Annotated in this window: 12 protein-coding genes; all 12 read left to right on the forward strand. The window is 58.0% G+C overall.

All coding sequences use genetic code 11. The features are described 5' to 3' along the window. Positions 1-118 precede the first annotated feature (118 nt). The 12 genes from tkt (at position 119) to RBB75_RS10455 (ending at position 16,478) form a co-directional block, all read left to right on the forward strand. Complete coding sequence (gene tkt, locus RBB75_RS10400) at positions 119-2,116, forward strand: transketolase (RefSeq protein WP_179636524.1); 1,998 nt, start codon at positions 119-121, stop codon at positions 2,114-2,116. A gap of 142 nt (positions 2,117-2,258) precedes the next feature. After that, positions 2,259-3,269 carry an oxidoreductase gene (locus tag RBB75_RS10405; protein WP_353068046.1) on the forward strand — a complete coding sequence of 337 codons (1,011 nt, stop codon included), beginning with the start codon at positions 2,259-2,261 and terminating at the stop codon, positions 3,267-3,269. Continuing rightward, positions 3,266-3,892: an HAD family hydrolase gene (locus tag RBB75_RS10410; protein ID WP_353068047.1), complete on the forward strand. Its 627-nt coding sequence runs from the start codon at positions 3,266-3,268 to the stop codon at positions 3,890-3,892. The genes RBB75_RS10405 and RBB75_RS10410 overlap by 4 nt, the downstream gene beginning before the upstream one ends. A 171-nt stretch (positions 3,893-4,063) precedes the next feature. Then, positions 4,064-5,611, forward strand: a complete 1,548-nt coding sequence (zwf, locus tag RBB75_RS10415; RefSeq protein ID WP_353068048.1) for a glucose-6-phosphate dehydrogenase — start codon at positions 4,064-4,066, stop codon at positions 5,609-5,611. Positions 5,612-5,765: 154 nt separating this feature from the next. After that, on the forward strand, positions 5,766-6,584 hold the full coding sequence (gene pgl / locus RBB75_RS10420; protein WP_353068049.1) for a 6-phosphogluconolactonase: 819 nt from the start codon (positions 5,766-5,768) through the stop codon (positions 6,582-6,584). Continuing rightward, a complete protein-coding gene (glk, locus tag RBB75_RS10425; RefSeq protein ID WP_353068050.1) occupies positions 6,585-7,631 on the forward strand; it encodes a glucokinase in 1,047 nt (348 codons plus the stop codon). It begins immediately after the preceding gene. A 72-nt stretch (positions 7,632-7,703) separates the two neighbouring features. After that, a complete protein-coding gene (locus tag RBB75_RS10430; RefSeq protein ID WP_179636529.1) occupies positions 7,704-8,489 on the forward strand; it encodes a DUF3800 domain-containing protein in 786 nt (261 codons plus the stop codon). 275 nt (positions 8,490-8,764) lie between these two features. Next, the gene (locus tag RBB75_RS10435; protein ID WP_257030815.1) at positions 8,765-9,595 is read left to right on the forward strand and encodes a methyltransferase domain-containing protein; all 831 of its coding nucleotides are present in this window, start codon (positions 8,765-8,767) and stop codon (positions 9,593-9,595) included. Positions 9,596-9,656: 61 nt separating this feature from the next. Beyond that, positions 9,657-12,362: a M1 family metallopeptidase gene (locus RBB75_RS10440; protein ID WP_179636530.1), complete on the forward strand. Its 2,706-nt coding sequence runs from the start codon at positions 9,657-9,659 to the stop codon at positions 12,360-12,362. A 258-nt stretch (positions 12,363-12,620) separates the two neighbouring features. Then, complete coding sequence (locus RBB75_RS10445) at positions 12,621-12,812, forward strand: PExPT-CTERM protein (RefSeq protein ID WP_179636531.1); 192 nt, start codon at positions 12,621-12,623, stop codon at positions 12,810-12,812. Positions 12,813-12,875: 63 nt separating this feature from the next. Further along, positions 12,876-14,534 (forward strand): exosortase J, encoded by a 1,659-nt coding sequence (gene xrtJ, locus RBB75_RS10450; RefSeq protein ID WP_353068051.1) that lies wholly within the window; start codon positions 12,876-12,878, stop codon positions 14,532-14,534. A 45-nt stretch (positions 14,535-14,579) separates the two neighbouring features. Next, positions 14,580-16,478: an NHL repeat-containing protein gene (locus tag RBB75_RS10455; protein WP_179636533.1), complete on the forward strand. Its 1,899-nt coding sequence runs from the start codon at positions 14,580-14,582 to the stop codon at positions 16,476-16,478. The last annotated feature ends 49 nt before the right edge of the window (positions 16,479-16,527 follow it).

Raw genomic sequence — 16,527 nt, forward strand, 5'->3', positions numbered from 1 at the left:
TAGGTGTAAGGATGCAGCGAGTCGGGTCCCGCTTGTACACTGATAGAGTTTGACCAAATCTTCCAGATTGCGCTCGGCAACGGCGCACGAATCTCCTCAAAACGAGCAAAGGAACAGAATGAGCGACCAGCAGGATTCGAAGCAGCACGAAATTGACCAGATCTCGATCAACGCCCTCCGCTTTCTCGCTGTCGATCAGGTGGAGAAGGCGAAGTCGGGCCACCCCGGAGCCCCGCTTGGCTGTGCTCCGATCGCTTATCTGCTCTATCACAAGCTGATGAAGCATGATCCTTCCGATCCGAAGTGGATCGACCGGGATCGTTTTGTACTTTCGAACGGGCATGCTTCGGCGCTGCTGTATGGCGCGCTGCATCTCTCCGGATACGACCTGCCGATGTCGCAGCTGGAGCAGTTTCGGCAGTGGGGTTCGCATACGCCGGGCCATCCGGAGTACGGTGAGGCGCCGGGTGTGGAGGTGACGACCGGACCTCTGGGACAGGGTCTCGCGATGGCGGTGGGCATGGCGACGGCGGAGAGGCATATGGCTGCGGTCTACAACCGCGATACGTACAACATCGTCGACCACCATACGTATGCCCTATGCGGCGATGGTGATTTGATGGAGGGCATCTCGCATGAGGCGTGCTCGCTGGCGGGAACGCTGGCTCTGGGCAAGCTGATTGTGCTGTATGACGACAACCTGATCTCGCTGGATGGACCGACGGAGCTCTCGTTTACGGAAGATGTGACCAAGCGGTTTGAGGCGTATCACTGGCATGTGCAGCATGTCGCCGATGGCAACGATCTGGTGGCGATTGAGGCGGCGATTCTTGCCGCGAAGGCAGAGACGACGAAGCCTTCACTGATTCGCGTTCGCACCGTGATTGGCTATGGCAGTCCGAAGGCCGGCACGAACAAGGTGCACGGTGAGGCGCTGGGACCGGAGGCGACCAAGGAGACGAAGAAGAATCTGGGCTGGCCTGAGGATAAGAGCTTCTATGTTCCCGAGGAGGCTCGCAAGAACTGGGACACGATCAAGCTTCGCGGGAAAGATCTGCATGCTTCGTGGACGGCTGAGTTCGAGGAGTATGCGAAGGCGTATCCGGAGCCGGCGGCGCAGTTCGACCGGACGATCAAGGCGAAGCTGGCTGATGGCTGGGAGAAGAAGATTCCAACCTTCCCGACCGAAAAGCCGATGGCGACTCGCAATGCCGGGCAGGCCGTGATGCAAGCGATTGAGAACGTAGTGCCGGAGTTGTTTGGCGGCGCGGCGGACCTGACATCTTCGACCAAGACGATCTTCAAGGATTCCCCGAGTTTTCATGTGGACCCCGCGGGCCGGAATGTGTTCTTTGGCGTGCGTGAGTTTGGCATGTGCGCGATGGTGAACGGCATGGCGGCGCACGGCGGATTGATTCCGTTTGGGTCCACGTTCTTTACGTTCTCGGACTACTGCCGCAATGCGCTGCGCATGGCGGCGTTGATGAGCGTGCACTCGTTGTTCATCTTCACGCATGACTCGATTGGACTGGGCGAGGATGGACCGACCCACCAACCGGTGGAGCAGTTGATGAGCTTACGGGCTGTTCCTCAGCTTACGGACTTCCGTCCTGCGGATGCCAATGAGACGGCGGCGTGCTGGCGGCTGGCGCTGGAGCGAAAGAGTGCGAGCTTTATGGCTCTGTCGCGCCAGGATCTGCCGACGATTGATGCGGCGATCGCTCAGGCCGGGGCGCGATTTGGCGCGTATGAGGTGGTGTCGCATGGCAGAGATCTGATTCTGATCGCGACTGGCTCCGAGGTTGGACTGATTACCAAGGCCGCGGAAGAGATGAAGGGGATCGGGATCAATGCGACGGTGGTTTCGATGCCGAGCTTCCACGTATATGACGAGCAGAGTGACGAATACAAGGCGAAGCTGATGCCCGAAGGTACACCGAAGCTGGCGGTGGAGGCGGGTGCGACGCTGGGCTGGTACAAGTATGTCGGCCACAATGGCGGCGTGATTGGACTGGATCGGTTCGGCGCGTCGGCCCCGGGGCCCATTGCTATGGAGAAGCTTGGCTTCACCGTTGCGAATGTGATTGATCATGCAAAGAAGCTGGTAAAGAATTAAGGGAGGGGCGGGGCTGATGGCCCCGCCTTTTCACCGTCTGGCAACAAACTCCGTGTCTACTCAAGCCTGACTGCGACTCCTTTGCGCCTTGTGGCACCGCACGCGCATCTTATTCTGAACGCTATGCGGTGCTTTCAGGACGATGTTTGAGGCGGAGAGGATCGCGGACGGATCATGCATCCTGTATCGCTTTGACGGAGTCGGCGCGGAGAGAGACGGTGTTGCCGCTTTTCCTTCGGCGGCCGTACGGGCTCTCATTGATTCGGGCCAGGAGGCGCAGCCCTTTGGAGTACTGGAGAAGATGACTCAATCGATTCAACGTGTGTGGTTTATTACGGGAGCATCGACCGGCTTTGGCCGTCTGCTTGCCGAAGAGGTTCTGAAGTCTGGCGGCAAAGTAGTGGCGACAGCCAGGAGACTGGAGAAGATTGCGGATCTTGAAAGAGAGTATCCGCAGAGTGCGAAGGCTTTGACGCTTGATGTGACAGATGCCGGCCAGGTAGATTCGGCCGTGACGCAGGCCTTTGCGCAGTTCGGGCAGGTAGATGTTCTGGTCAACAATGCGGGCTATGGGGTTGCCGGCGCGATTGAAGAGGTCTCGGAGGCGGAGTTTATGCCGATGTTCGAGACCAATGTCTTCGGTTTGTTGAGGGTGACGCGGGCGTTTCTCCCTCATCTGCGGAAGCAGCGCAGCGGACATATTCTGAACCTGTCTTCGATCGGCGGTTTGATTGGCGGACAGGGCATCGGGATGTATAACGCGAGCAAGTTTGCGGTGGAGGGGCTGTCGGAGGCTCTGGCTGCAGAGCTTGCGCCGCTGGGCATTCGCGTTACGGTGATTGAGCCGGGTCCGTTTCGCACTGATTTTTTGGGGCGCTCGGGTGTGGTGGCTAAGACTAAGATTTCGGACTACGACAACACGGCTGGAAATATGCGTAAATACTTTGCCGAGAATGATGGCAAGCAGAAGGGCGATCCGTTGCGTGCGGTTCAGGCGATGATGGAGGTTGTGGAGTCGCCGAATCCACCGCTGCATCTTCTGCTGGGGGTGAGCGCGCTGCAGCGGTTTCGCGGCAAGCTGGAGAACTGGCAGAAGGAGATTGCAGCGTGGGAGCCGTTGACGGTTGGAGCAGATTTTCCGGAGGGTGAGTGAGTTCTTCCTCGTACATCAAGACGATCTTCTGGGATATCGGCGGAGTTCTGCTCACGAATGGGTGGGATAGAAACGAGCGTGCGGAGGTGCTGACTCGGTTGGGTGTGGATCTGGCAGACTACGAGTTGCGTCATGAGGAGGCGAACTATCTGTGGGAGCGGGGGCTCTCGACGGCTGAGCAGTTCTTCCAGATTACGGTGCTGAATCAGAATCTAAATCTGACCTTTGAGGAGCTTTGGCCGCAGGTCTGTGCGGAAAGCAGGATTCTTTATCCGGAGTGCGTGGATATTCTTGGAGTGCTTGCTACCTCTGGACGATATATGCTGGCCACGCTCAATAATGAGAGCCGTGAGTTGAACGAGCATCGGCTGAATGCGTTTCGGCTGCGGCCTTTTTTTGACTACTTTATCTGCTCGGGATATGTGCATGAGATGAAGCCGCATCCCGGCATCTATCGCGCGGCGGTTGAGATCTCGGGCCATCTGCCGGAGAGTGCGCTGTTTATCGATGACAAGGCTGAGAACTGCGACGCGGCGGCAGCGCTGGGGATGCAGACGATTTGTTTTGAGTCACCGGGTCAGCTGAGAGATGAGCTTGCACAACTTGGCCTGCGGGCCGCATAGGGAAGGAAGAGAGATGGAACTGGGATTCCCTGGTGGTCGCGAGGTGAAGAAGACGTAGTTTTGCTGGACGTGCGAGGCGAGATGTTTGCGTCGCGCATGGACCTTGAATTTCATCTGCCTGGCGGATTTTTATCGGTCGGCACAGCACGGAAGGATTGTAAGGAGCGGATTATGAGCGCAAGCACAGTACCAGTCGGCGTATCGGCAGCGGCGGCAGATGTCGCCAAGAAGGGGGAGCGCATCCCGGAGCCCTGCATCGTGGTTATCTTTGGAGCCTCGGGCGATCTCACCAAACGGAAGCTTCTGCCGGCGCTTTATCACCTGGACCAGTCGGGACTGCTGCCGAAGGACTTCGCGGTGGTAGGTGTGGCGCGTCGCGACCTGAGCGCAACGTTTGGCCCTGATATGAAGGACGGAATTATGAAGGGCGGCGGGGTGGAGGAGAACGATCCGAAGCTGAAGCCGTTTATGGATCGCGTCTCTTACTTTACGACTGAGTTCGATGACGACGCGGGCTTCGATAAGTTGAAGGCGCACCTGGCGGAGCTGGATAGCAAGTTCAACACCCAGGGCAATCGGCTGTTCTACCTTGCGGTGGCGCCAGAGTTTTTTGCCGACATTACGAGGCGGCTGGGCAAGCACGGCATGGCGAAGCCTGAGGCTGGAGATAAGCACTGGGTGCGGGTGATCATCGAGAAGCCGTTTGGCACTGATCTGGAGTCGGCGCGCAAGCTGAACGATGAGATCAACGATGTCCTGGCTGAAGATCAGATCTTCCGCATTGATCACTATCTGGGGAAGGAGACGGTTCAGAATATTCTCGTCTTCCGCTTTGGCAATGGGATCTTTGAGCCGGTGTGGAATCGTAACTTTATCGATCACGTCGAGATTACGGCGGCGGAGTCGATTGGTATTGAGGGGCGTGGGCCGTTTTATGAGAAGGCCGGTGCTACCCGTGACGTGTTGCAGAACCATGTGATGGAGGTTCTCTCGTTTGTGGCGATGGAACCACCGGACTCGTTTGAGGCTGAGGCGGTGCGGACCGAGAAGCTGAAGGTGTGGCGGGCGATTGAGGGCATTCCTGTCAACAACACGGTGCGTGGGCAGTATGGTCCGGGCAAGGTGGATGGCAAGGAGGTCGTTGGCTATCGGCAGGAGGACCGCGTCTCGCCGACCTCGAGCACGGAGACCTTTGCTGCGATCCGGCTGGAGATTGAGAACTGGCGATGGGCTGGCGTTCCGTTTTATCTGCGCGCAGGGAAGCGGCTGGCCAAGCGCGTGACGGAGGTGACGATTGTGTTCAAGCAGCCGCCTCTGCACCTGTTCAAGTCCAACAGCAGCGAAGACAATATTGCTCCGAACATTATCAAGATGCGGATTCAGCCGGATGAGGGGATTTCGCTGCAGTTTGGCGCGAAGGTTCCGGGGCCGACGACGAATCTGGCACAGGTGAACATGGCGTTCAGCTATGCGGATGCGTTTGGCAAGTCGTCGGCGAATGGGTACGAGCGGCTGTTGCTGGATGCGATGCTGGGCGATGCGACGTTGTTTGCGCACCGCGATGGCGTGGAGGCGACCTGGGCGCTGTTTACGCCGATCCTCGAGGCGTGGGCCAAGGTGGAAGCCAAGCACTTCCCCAACTACGCGGCTGGCAGCGAGGGTCCGGAGTGCGCGGATGAGCTTCTGGCGAAGGACGATCAGAAGTGGCAAAAGCTGTAGGCAGCACTCCGTAACGCTGAAGGAGGTCTCTTTGGCGCCGGATTCATTGGTTCTGCATCTTATGTTGGGCTGGACTCCGGGACATGTGAAACTTGTTCCGGAGTTCGTCCGTTTTCGGATTGTTGGTAGTTCAAATTCTTCGTTGCGAGATCCTATGCCTCGTCCAGTTTCGGTTACCTATCGCGTATCGCCAACACCAGCGGCCACAGCTCGGGCCGGTGCGCAGCTCTTTACGGAGGCGGCAGGGAAGGCCGCTCAGTCGCGCGGGCTGGCTCGGATTGCCATCTCCGGCGGCACGACGCCTAAGACGATGTTCGGCCTGCTGGCGGACCCGGCTGAGCCGTTTCTCAAGCAGGTTCCGTGGGACAAGCTCGACCTGTACTGGGTCGATGAGCGCTGTGTGCCGCCTGACAACGCGGAGTCGAACTACCGTATGACCAAGGAGGCGCTGCTCTCGAAGGTTCCGCTGCCGGCGGAGCGGGTGCACCGGATGGAGGGGGAGCTTCCCCCTGACGTTGCGGCGGCGCGGTACGAGTCGACGATTCGAAATACGTTCAAGCTGGAGGGTGCGGAGACGCCTACGTTCGACCTGGTGCTGCTGGGGATGGGCGATGACGGGCATACGGCGTCACTGTTTCCTCATACCGAGGCGCTGAACGAGATGAGCCACATCGTGGTGCCAAATCACGTTCCGCAGAAGGATACGTGGCGCATCACCCTGACCTGGCCGGTGATTAATCAGGGCCGGGAGGTAGCATTTTTGATCGAGGGCACAGGGAAGGCGCAGGTTCTGCACGATGTCTTTCTGGGATCGTACCAGCCCGAGGTTCATCCCTCGCAGCTGATTCGACCGGCCAGCGGGCAATTGACCCTCTTGCTCGACTCGGCGGCAGCGGCTAAGCTGCCTGCACCGGCGAATTCGGATTCGGCGGGAACTTTGGAGCTTAAGACGGGAACTTTGGAGCTTAAATAGATGATTCTCGCTGGGGATGTTGGCGGAACGAAGGTTCACCTTGCACTGTACGATTTTGCCAACGGTCGTTTGCACCCGATCCGCGACCAGAAGTTCCCGGCGCATGAGTTTGCGAGCCTGGATGATGTGGTTCACAAGTTTTTGGCTGGAGACGGGACCAATACGACGCAGGGAGGAGATATCTTTGGGGCTTGTTTCGGGTGTCCAGGGCCGGTTCGCGATGGCCGGCTGAAGCTGACGAACCTGCCGTGGACGCTGGATACGCGCGATCTGGTGAAGTCTCTTTCGATTCCTCATATCTCTCTGATCAACGATCTTGAGGCGAACGGTTATGGTATCCCCGAGCTTGCGCCGGAGAGCATCTTTACGCTGCACGAGGGCGATGCCGAGGCTACCGGACATGCGGGCCTGATGGCTGCGGGGACCGGGCTGGGGCAGGCGCTGCTGATCTGGGACGGGCAGAAGCACCGCCCGATTGCGTCGGAGGGCGGCCATGCCGACTTTGCGGCGCGGAGTAATCGTGAGATCGCGCTACTGGAGTACCTGCGCTTTACGCTGAAGGGGCGGGTGAGCTGGGAGCGGGTGGTTTCGGGTCTTGGGATCAAGAACATCTACACCTTTCTGCGCGATGTGGAGAAGATTGCCGAGCCGGGGTGGCTGCATGACCGAATGCAGACGGAGGATCCGAACGCGGTGATCGGCGAGTGCGCGGAGGATGGTTCGAGCTCGCTATGCTTTGAGACGATGAAGATCTTTACTGGAGCGTATGGCGCGGAGGCGGGCAACATCGCGCTGCAGGTACTTGCGACGGGCGGGATGTACCTTGGCGGGGGCATTGCGCCGAAGATCTTGAAGACGTTGAAGAACGGGACGTTTACCCAGGCCTTTATCGATAAAGGGCGGTTGTCGCCGCTGGTTGAGTCGATTCCGGTTCGCGTGATTCTGGATGATACCTGCGCTCTGCTTGGGGCGGCGGCTTATGCGGAGGCCCGTGCGTCGGAGAACTCGGGGTATTCGGAGCGGGCTGCTTCGGTTAAGACCACTTAAAGGCATTTTTATCAGGCTTATTTTCCTTGCTGCTTTATTCGTCTAAGAATGGGTCTCGCCGGATAGTTCCTCATGCTCATCCTCAAGTGTTACATCGACGACAGTAAGGATTCAAAGCAGGAAAAAGTCTTCGTTTCCGCCGGATTTCTCGCGAACAAGATTGACTGGTCCCACCTAACCGACGAGTGGAACAGATGCCTAATTCGTCACGGTATCGCTTATTACAAGACTTCCGAGTACAAGATGATGAAAGGTCAGTTTGAGCGATTTCGATCTGTCGGCAGAACTACCGCTAAACAGATAAAGGCGGAACTTCAGCAGATTGTAAAGAATCACCACCAAACAATCGCTGGAGTCGCAGTTGCGGTAAATGTTCAGGATTATCTAAAGGTTTGTTTGCGACCTGAAGCCAAATCCATTTTCAGCAAAAATACCTATCATCGTGCGCTGGAGAGCCTAGTTTTTCAGACTTGCAAAAAGGTCAGGCGCGATCTCGGGCGCAAGATTCAAATAGCATTCGTTCACGATGAAGGTGACGATTACCCTGAACTCTTATTGCTCTATAAGGACTTTAAGAAAAAAAATCCGAAGACAGCCAAGATGATGGCTGGCTTCACTATTCAAGACGACAAAATTACTCCAGCCCTTCAGATGGCGGACATGATTGCCAATAATATTCAACGCAAGGCTGTAAAAAGTCTTGAGGCTGGCAAGCTCAATAAGGAAGAATTCGAAATGCACGAAAACATCGTCATCGCACGAATTATGAACGAAGAATACATGCTAAATATGCTCAAAAGAGTTCTGATAATTAGAGGCCAACCAGTCCCGGCAGATCTCGAGAACTACCTGGGTTAGGTTTACTTGGCTGTCGCGGCCCGTGGATGCGTCACAGAATTTCATACTCTAATGAATGTTTGTGAAAGAGGAATCTTTTGCATTCGGGGGATTGACAGAAGATGCGGGGGATGAAATCTCTGGAACGTGCTTTCTTTACGAAAGAGATTGAGTCAGAGGAGAGAGCCTGATCCCGAAGATATCGGGATGCTCCCTTGTTTCATGGGATTTCTTTTGTGGGGCAGGTTTCCCTCAAGCCGTTTTTTCTCAAGCCGTTATACTGATCACGACTAATCTTGCCTACCTCTTCTATTACGTCCCCCGAAATCTCGTCGCAGGAAGTTCTCGATGCCCATTCTTCTGAAGATATTGCAGTAGCTTCGCTATCGGCGTTTCCTTCGCCGGCGTTTGCGGGCGGGCTCGACTTCACGCAGCGTGCCGATCTGGTGGAGTTGATGGATTTGCCTTGCCCTTATGAGGAGCTGCGCGCGTGTCTGCATGACATTGCCCGCGTGAACCGGCTGACGTTTGCGCAGCGGCCTACGCTGGGCTGGCTGGAAGAACTGATGGCGGCGCATCCTCCTTCGGCGGCTCCCCTGCGCGTGGTGGACGTTGGGTGCGGCTATGGAGATACGCTGCGGAAGATCGATCGATGGGCGACTAAACGGGGATTTGCGGTGACGCTGACGGGCATCGATCTGAATCCGGATGCGATTCGTGCGGCGCGGGAGGCTACTCCGCCGAATCAGCAGATTGAGTGGTTGGTGGGGGATGCGCTGGCCGATCACACGAAGGGACCTATCGACGTTGTCCTCTGTTCCTTGCTAACGCACCATCTGACGAATGCGCAGATCGTGCTGTTTCTGCGATGGATGGAACAGACGGCGCGATGTGGATGGTTTATCGACGATCTTCACCGCAAGCCGGTGCCGTACCAACTGTTTCGGTTGTGGGCGCGGTTTGCGAACTGGCACCCGTTCGTGAAGAACGATGGGCCGGTGTCGATCCGGCGCAGCTTCGTGGTGGAGGATTGGCAGAGGCTATGTACTGCTGCCGAGATTGGCGTGGGGAACGTCTCAATCAATGAGCACCGTCCGGCGCGGCTTTGCGTGGGGCGGGTCAAGTAAGTAGATTTTTCGCGAAGGCACTTCCCATACGCCAACACTCCTTCGTTTCGAGGCCCCTTTGATGTTCGTTCGTCACTCTGTTTCTTTCTTTTCTGTCCTGGCATCTGCCTTCGCACTTTTCCTTGCCTCTCCCGTTGGAGTGCAGGCACAGCGGCTGCCCCCAGAGGTACACCCGGAGCACTACGGGCTGACGGTGACGCCGGATTTGAAGGCGGCAAGCTTCAGCGGGGAAGAGACAATCGATGTTGCGCTGGATGCTCCCAGCAAGCGAATCACGCTGAATGCAGCGGAGCTTAAATTCGTTGAGGTGAAGGCCTATGTTCTGCCGGTGGCGGCGTACTCTTACGGCAAGCTGGGATCGCAGCCGAAGCCGCTGAACCCGGTTGAGGCTGATCGGCATCCGCAGACCGCGACGGTGACGCTTGATGGCGAGAAGGAGCAGGCTACGTTTAGCTTCGCGGAGGAGCTGCCCGCGGGGAGGGTGACGCTGGCGATTCGCTACTCGGGCGTGTTGAACGATAAGCTGCGGGGTTTCTATCTTTCGAAGACCAAGGCGCGCAACTACGCGGTGACGCAGTTTGAGCCTACCGATGCGCGGCGCGCGTTTCCGGGCTTCGATGAACCTGCGCTGAAGGCTACGTATGACATTGCGGTGGTCGTCGATAGTGGCGATACGGCGATCTCGAACTCGAACATGATCTCGGATAAAGCGGGGCCGGTTGCGGGCAAACACACGATTCGGTTTGCGACGACGCCGAAGATGTCGAGCTACCTGGTTGCGTTTCTGGTGGGTGATTTCAAATGCACGGAGGGCAAGTCGGATGCCGTGCCGATTCGTGTGTGTTCGACGCCGGACAAGGTGGAGCTGACGCGGTTTGCGCTGGAGTCGGCGAAGTACGTTCTGCACTATTACGACACCTACTTTGGGATTAAGTATCCAATGCCGAAGCTGGATATGGTTGCGCTGCCGGACTTTGAAGCGGGCGCGATGGAGAACTTCGGCTGCATTACGTATCGCGAGACTGACCTGCTGGTAAACGAAAAGACCGGCGATATTCCCGAGAAGAAGCGGGTTGCGACGGTGGTGGCGCATGAGATGGCGCACCAGTGGTTCGGCGATATGGTGACGATGCAGTGGTGGGACAACCTGTGGCTAAACGAGGGATTTGCCACGTGGATGGAGACCAAGCCGGCGGCCGCGTGGCACCCGGAGTGGAACTTCGACCAGGACGACGCGCAGGGGCTGAACGAGACGCTGAACCTTGATGCTCAGCGGACCACGCGGACAATACGCGCGACGGCCAGCACGCCGGATGAGATCAACGAGATGTTCGATGGGATTGCGTACGGCAAGGCCGGGGCCGTGATTGGCATGGTGGAGAACTACCTGGGGAAGGAGGTCTTTCGGCAGGGGGTGCACAACTATCTGCAGGCGCATCTGTATGGCAATGCGACCGCGGAAGACTTCTGGGGCGCGCAGACGGCGAACTCGCATCTGCCGGTAGACAAGATCATGTCGAGCTTTGTGACGCAGCCTGGAGTGCCGCTGCTGACGTTCTCCGAGAGGCAAGCAGGAGGCGTTCCGGTGGGGCAGAGCAGGTTTTTTCTGTCGGCAGAGGAGATGAACCGACCTGTGGCCGGGCAGGTGCCGGAGTGGACTGTGCCGGTATGCCTGAAGACGAACGGCCAGCCGATCTGCCGGGTGATGACGCCTGGGGAGTCTAGCGTGCCGCAGCCGGTGGATGCCGGGATGCCGTTCTTCTATGCGAATGCCGGGGCTAAGGGATACTACCGAACGGCGTACATTCCAGCGCAGCTGAGCACGATTGTGACAAAGGCGGAGAGTTCGATGACGCCGTCGGAGCGGATCGGGCTGCTGGGCGACCGGTGGGCTCTGGTGCAGTCGGGACAGGCGGATGTGGGGGATTTTCTAAATCTAATTTTGGCTTTGAAGGAAGACTCCAGTGCGGCGGTGCTCGATACGGCGCATCAGCAGATCCAGAAGATCGATTCGGAGATAGCCAGTGACGAGGATCGGGCGGCGCTGGCTGCGGTGCTGCAGAGGCAGTTTGGGCCGGTGTATTCCGCCTTGGGTAGCCCGGAGAAGAAGGAGCCGTTTGACCGACGTCAGCTTCGCGGAACGCTGTTTGAGCTGCTGGGCGAGGCGCACGATACCGCCGTTCTGGCTGAGGCGAAGCTGCTGACGGCCCGGGTCTTCGCGGGGGATAAGGTGAAGGACAAGACGCTTGATTCGGCGCTGGCCGACGCGGCCGTGCAGGTGAGCGCGGCCAATGGGGATGCGGCGCTCTACGATAAGGTACTCGCGGTGAGCAGGAACTTCAGTGACCCGGGAGAGCAGACCGATGCACTGCAGTTGCTGGCACGGTTTCGCGATCCTGCGCTGGTAAGGCGGACGCTCGACCTGATCGCCTCAGGAGAGGTTCGAAATCAGGATAGCTGGGCCATGCTGACGGTGCTGCTTCGCGAGCGCGTGAGCCGGGACGAAGCCTGGGAGTATATGCGGCAGAACTGGGAGAAGGTGAGTGCTCAGTTCACGGTGTCGTCCGGGGCCGAGGTGGTGGGGGCTACCGGGTCCTTCTGCACGGTCGAACAGAGGGATCAGGTAAGTAGTTTTTTCACGACGCATAAGGTCGCGGCAGCGGAACGGACTCTTGCAAAGGCTGTTGACAGTATCAACGACTGCATTAAATTGCAGACTGTCCAGGAGCCGAAGCTGCATGCGTGGCTTCAGGGTCAGGCCAGGTGAGGAAGGCGCGGTCTGTACAACTTAAGTCCAGCCAAAGTTGAGAGATAGCTGCTTCGTTTCGGGGCGAGGCGCGAGAAGAGGCAAGTCTTTGGCAGCGTCTGTCTTGCGGCTGGAAGGGGGTGAACCGGAGGCGCTTCGGGCTGGGTTTTGTGGACGGTCGGTAAAAATGATCAGGGTACCCAAAAGTGTTATGAAGTGGAAGTCATTCTGCGTTGACTTTCAACTTTCGTAACGGTACCTTCCCAATTGAGGACACCAATGAAGAAAACCTGTCTCTTACTAGCCGGCATCGCCCTCCTCTCATCCGTCGCCCTCCCGCTGTACGCTCAAGACGGATGCGTGAACTCTCCGGAGAATCCGACAGCTATTCTTGCTGTTGTAGGCTCCGCAGGTGCATTTTTCGTATCGGTACGTGCTCGCATCAAGGCTCGTCGCAACTCTTCCAAGTAAGCCGCCACTAGGACTTGCCACCTGATACTCCCCTGGTGCGCTGGCCTGGATCAAAAAGACCGCATGTCAAGTTTACCTGCTACCGCTGAAGTCAGCCCACTCCGATCGGCTGGGGCGGCGGGGCTTAGTCTGCCCCGTGCCGCAGGATTTGCGGCGATCGTTTCGGTGTTTGGCCTATTCACCATCTTTTCGACGGTGACTGCTCTTTGGAATCTTTGGACGACGGACGCTCTCAAGTCAATCGGGATGTTCATTCCGCTGGTCAGCTTTGTGCTGGTACTGCGGGCATGGCAGTCGCTTGGATGGGAGATGGAGGGCAGCTGGTGGGGCCTGGCCGTCCTGGTGGTCACGGCCGCGGTTGTGCACATACGGGACCAGGCGGTTCTGGTGTTTGTGTTCTCCCCGAAGTGGTCGATTTATGTTCCGCCGCACTCGCTTGTGGCCTTTGCCTATGGCGCGGGAGTGGTTCTGCTGTTTGGCGGGAAGCGGCTGTTCCGGGCTTCTCTGTTTCCGCTTATCCTGCTGTGGTTTGTTAATCCGATTCCTCACATCTTCAATGTGTTTGTCGATTTGCCGTTGCAGCGCGCCTCCGCCCACGTGGCTCGCGCCTTTGCGATCGCGTTGGGCCAGCCACTGAGCCCGGACCAGCTTCGGCTGATGTTTACTCCTGAGTTCGGCATGTTCATCGCTCCGGGATGCAATGGGATTCGTGGTGCGGTCACGATGGGATTCATTGCGCTGATCGCGGGCTATGTGTATCGCTTTCGCTGGTATGCGCATGCTGCGGTGGTGGCCGGCGCGATCCTGCTGGGTTACGTCTTCAACTTTGCACGACTGTGCATTCTGGTTCTGTACTACATCGTGGCACTGCACATCCCCTCTCTGCGGAGCAAGGCTGAGATGGGAGATTACGTCATTGGGGCGTGCCTCTTTCTGCTGGGAACCTTTCTGCTGTTCCACGTTGTCCGCCGCCTGAGCGAGTCGCCCGGCCAGATCAAGCCTCCTGCCCTGACCCCGGCTTCTTCGGCTGGCGCAGTCGCGGGACGGCCTTTCTATCTTCGCTTTGCCGGAATGCTTGCGCTGGTACTAGTCAGTGGCTATGGGGTTGCGCGGGCCTACGTGAGCACGTACAGCGGGACTGCCGCTGCTCAGAGGAAGGCCGATCAGAATGCGCCGGGACAGTTCCCTGACCGCATTGGGAGCTACACCCTGGCGCGTACCTGGAACGAGAATCTCTTCGCTGGTCCGCTGATCTATCACTGGGCCGAGTACGCTCCGGCAGATGGAGGAGCGCATGTGTCGATTGGGATTTCGCCGGTGATGGGGTCTCACGATACGCTGATCTGCCACTCGGCGCGCGGGGAGGATCCGATCTGGAGGGACCAGCTCTCGATACCTACTGCGAACGGGCAGATTGGTTTTTCGGGCTCCTTCTTCAACGACGGCGCGACCCAATATCTTGAGGCGACGACTCTCTGCAATAGCGGTTCCTGCGGAGAGTATTCGAGCGACCGCACCCACTTTGGATTCGTGTATAGCAAGCCGACTACTCAGTCTCTGTTGTCGCAGGAGGCGCAGCGCCCCATCCCGATCCTGCTGAAGGTCGAGACGATTGACACAACGATGCCGGTGGAGGTGGCGCGACGGCAGTTGACGACAGATCTTCAGTCTTTCCTCGGCTCGGCGAACCTGGACGGACTCACGAAGCCTTACCGACAGTAACTGCATTCAGCTTTGATATCTTTGGGCCATCCAGTGAGATTACTTTTGCGCAACTTTCAGGGACTTTTCAGCGCGGCGATGGTCGGGATTCTGGCTTGCTCGCTTGCGGGATGCGGGGGCGGCTCAACTCCGACTCAGCCACCACCACCCCCGCCTCCACCACCACCACCGCCCACTAATCCTGGCGTGAGTTTTTCCGGAAAGGCGATGGCTGGTTCTCTGCCGATCGTCGGAGCGGCCGTCCAGCTTTATGCAGCTGGAACCGGCGGGAGTGGCTCGGCCTCGACGTCGCTGCTTGCGAGCGCACTCACCACGGATGCGACCGGTTTATTTACTGTGGCTGCGGGTTATTCCTGTCCTCTCGCTGGCTCGGAGATCTATGTTGTGGCTCGCGGGGGACAGGTGGGAGGCGCTCCCAATAACACTGCGATTACGCTTGCGAGTGCGCTTGGCGGATGCAATCAGATTACGGCGGGGTCTCAGTTCGTAGTCAACGAGGTAACGACGGCGGCCACTGCCTGGGGGCTTGCACAGTTCTTTGGCACTGAGGGCAATCTTGGGGCGAGCGCGACGAACGTTCAGGGGTTGGCCAATGCCGTGGCTACGGTGGCGAACCTCGCGAACCTCACAAAGGGATCCGCGCCGGGGACGACCTTTCCCGCCACCGGAGACTCTACCAGTGCGGTAAAGAAGATCAATATCGTCGCTGATCTTCTCAACAACTGCACGGCCACGGCGTCGGGATGCGGCTCGCTCTTCGCAGCCACTACGCCGAATGGTGGGGCGGCTCCGACCAACACGCTGGATGCGGTTTTGAATATGGTGCGCAATCCGGGGAGTAATGTTGCGATGTTATTTGCGCAGCTTCCCGTGAGTGGCGCGCCGTTTTCACCGGTTCTCTCTGCGGCGCCGGCGGATTGGACTCTCTCCATCAGCTACCATGGCGGGGGTATCGGTGACGGGGTGCCACTCGACAGTAAGCTGCCGTCCGGTCTGGGCGTGGACGCTGCCGGCAATCTTTGGGTTTCGACCTACTCGGGTGTTGTGTCTGAGTTTTCGACGACAGGAACTCCAAAGTTTCCAAGTGGCATTACAGGCGGTGGGTTATCAGATTCGAAAGCGCTTGCCATCGATCCTCAGGGGAATTTGTGGATTCCTGACGGGGGAAGTTCCGGGGTCAATGGCGGTTTTGGCAGCGTGACCGAGCTTAGTTCGAGCGGCCAAGTGCTCTCGGGCGCCACGGGATACAGCGCTGGCGGGATCAGTTATCCGACGGCGATTGCGATCGATCCGAATGGGACGGTATGGATTCCGGACTATGGAAACTCTCGGGTCACCCTGCTCTCGAGCACCGGTCAACCGCTCTCGGGCACAACCGGATATGAGTCACTGCAGTTCAGTTTTCCGCTTGCAGTCGCAATTGATTCGAATCATTACGGGTGGGTGGCGAACTTTGGCAACGATACCGTCAGCAAGGTCTCCGCTGATGGGAACCAGATTACCAGCTTCCCGAGTGTCGGCGGCCCGGACGGTATTGCGGTTGATCAACGCGGCTACGTATGGGTCGCGAATCAGATAGGGAATAGCATCACTGAGCTTGCGAATGATGGAACGGTGGTCTCGGGCGGCTACAGCGATAACAAGGCCAGCATTCTTGCTCCGCAAGGGATCGCGATCGATGGGGTGGGTCATGTATGGGTCGCAAACCTGCATAGTCACACCATTACAGAACTGGCCGGTTCGGCCGCGGCTTCACCTGGCGCGATTTTGTCTCCAACTGCGGGCTATGCGCCGGATGCTGGATTTATTGAGGCGTATGCGATTGTGGTTGATGCCAGTGGCAATCTGTGGGTGACGGACTTCAACAACGGCACGCTTACGGAGATCGTTGGACTGGCAACGCCGGTGAAGACTCCTGTGCTGGGGCCGCCAGAGACGCCTTAGGGCCGGTAGTTGACCACGCAGAGTTGAGGCTACTGCTTGCAACGATACG

Source organism: Tunturibacter empetritectus, from assembly GCF_040358985.1.
GTDB lineage: Bacteria > Acidobacteriota > Terriglobia > Terriglobales > Acidobacteriaceae > Edaphobacter > Edaphobacter empetritectus.

Bases quoted from the DNA above. Each gene is read 5' to 3' on its own strand.
- RBB75_RS10445 (WP_179636531.1), top strand. From the start codon at position 12,621: ATGAAGAAAACCTGTCTCTTACTAGCCGGCATCGCCCTCCTCTCATCC.
- RBB75_RS10430 (WP_179636529.1), top strand. From the start codon at position 7,704: ATGCTCATCCTCAAGTGTTACATCGACGACAGTAAGGATTCAAAGCAG.
- xrtJ (WP_353068051.1), top strand. From the start codon at position 12,876: ATGTCAAGTTTACCTGCTACCGCTGAAGTCAGCCCACTCCGATCGGCT.
- RBB75_RS10405 (WP_353068046.1), top strand. From the start codon at position 2,259: ATGTTTGAGGCGGAGAGGATCGCGGACGGATCATGCATCCTGTATCGC.
- glk (WP_353068050.1), top strand. From the start codon at position 6,585: ATGATTCTCGCTGGGGATGTTGGCGGAACGAAGGTTCACCTTGCACTG.
- RBB75_RS10440 (WP_179636530.1), top strand. From the start codon at position 9,657: ATGTTCGTTCGTCACTCTGTTTCTTTCTTTTCTGTCCTGGCATCTGCC.
- zwf (WP_353068048.1), top strand. From the start codon at position 4,064: ATGAGCGCAAGCACAGTACCAGTCGGCGTATCGGCAGCGGCGGCAGAT.
- tkt (WP_179636524.1), top strand. From the start codon at position 119: ATGAGCGACCAGCAGGATTCGAAGCAGCACGAAATTGACCAGATCTCG.
- pgl (WP_353068049.1), top strand. From the start codon at position 5,766: ATGCCTCGTCCAGTTTCGGTTACCTATCGCGTATCGCCAACACCAGCG.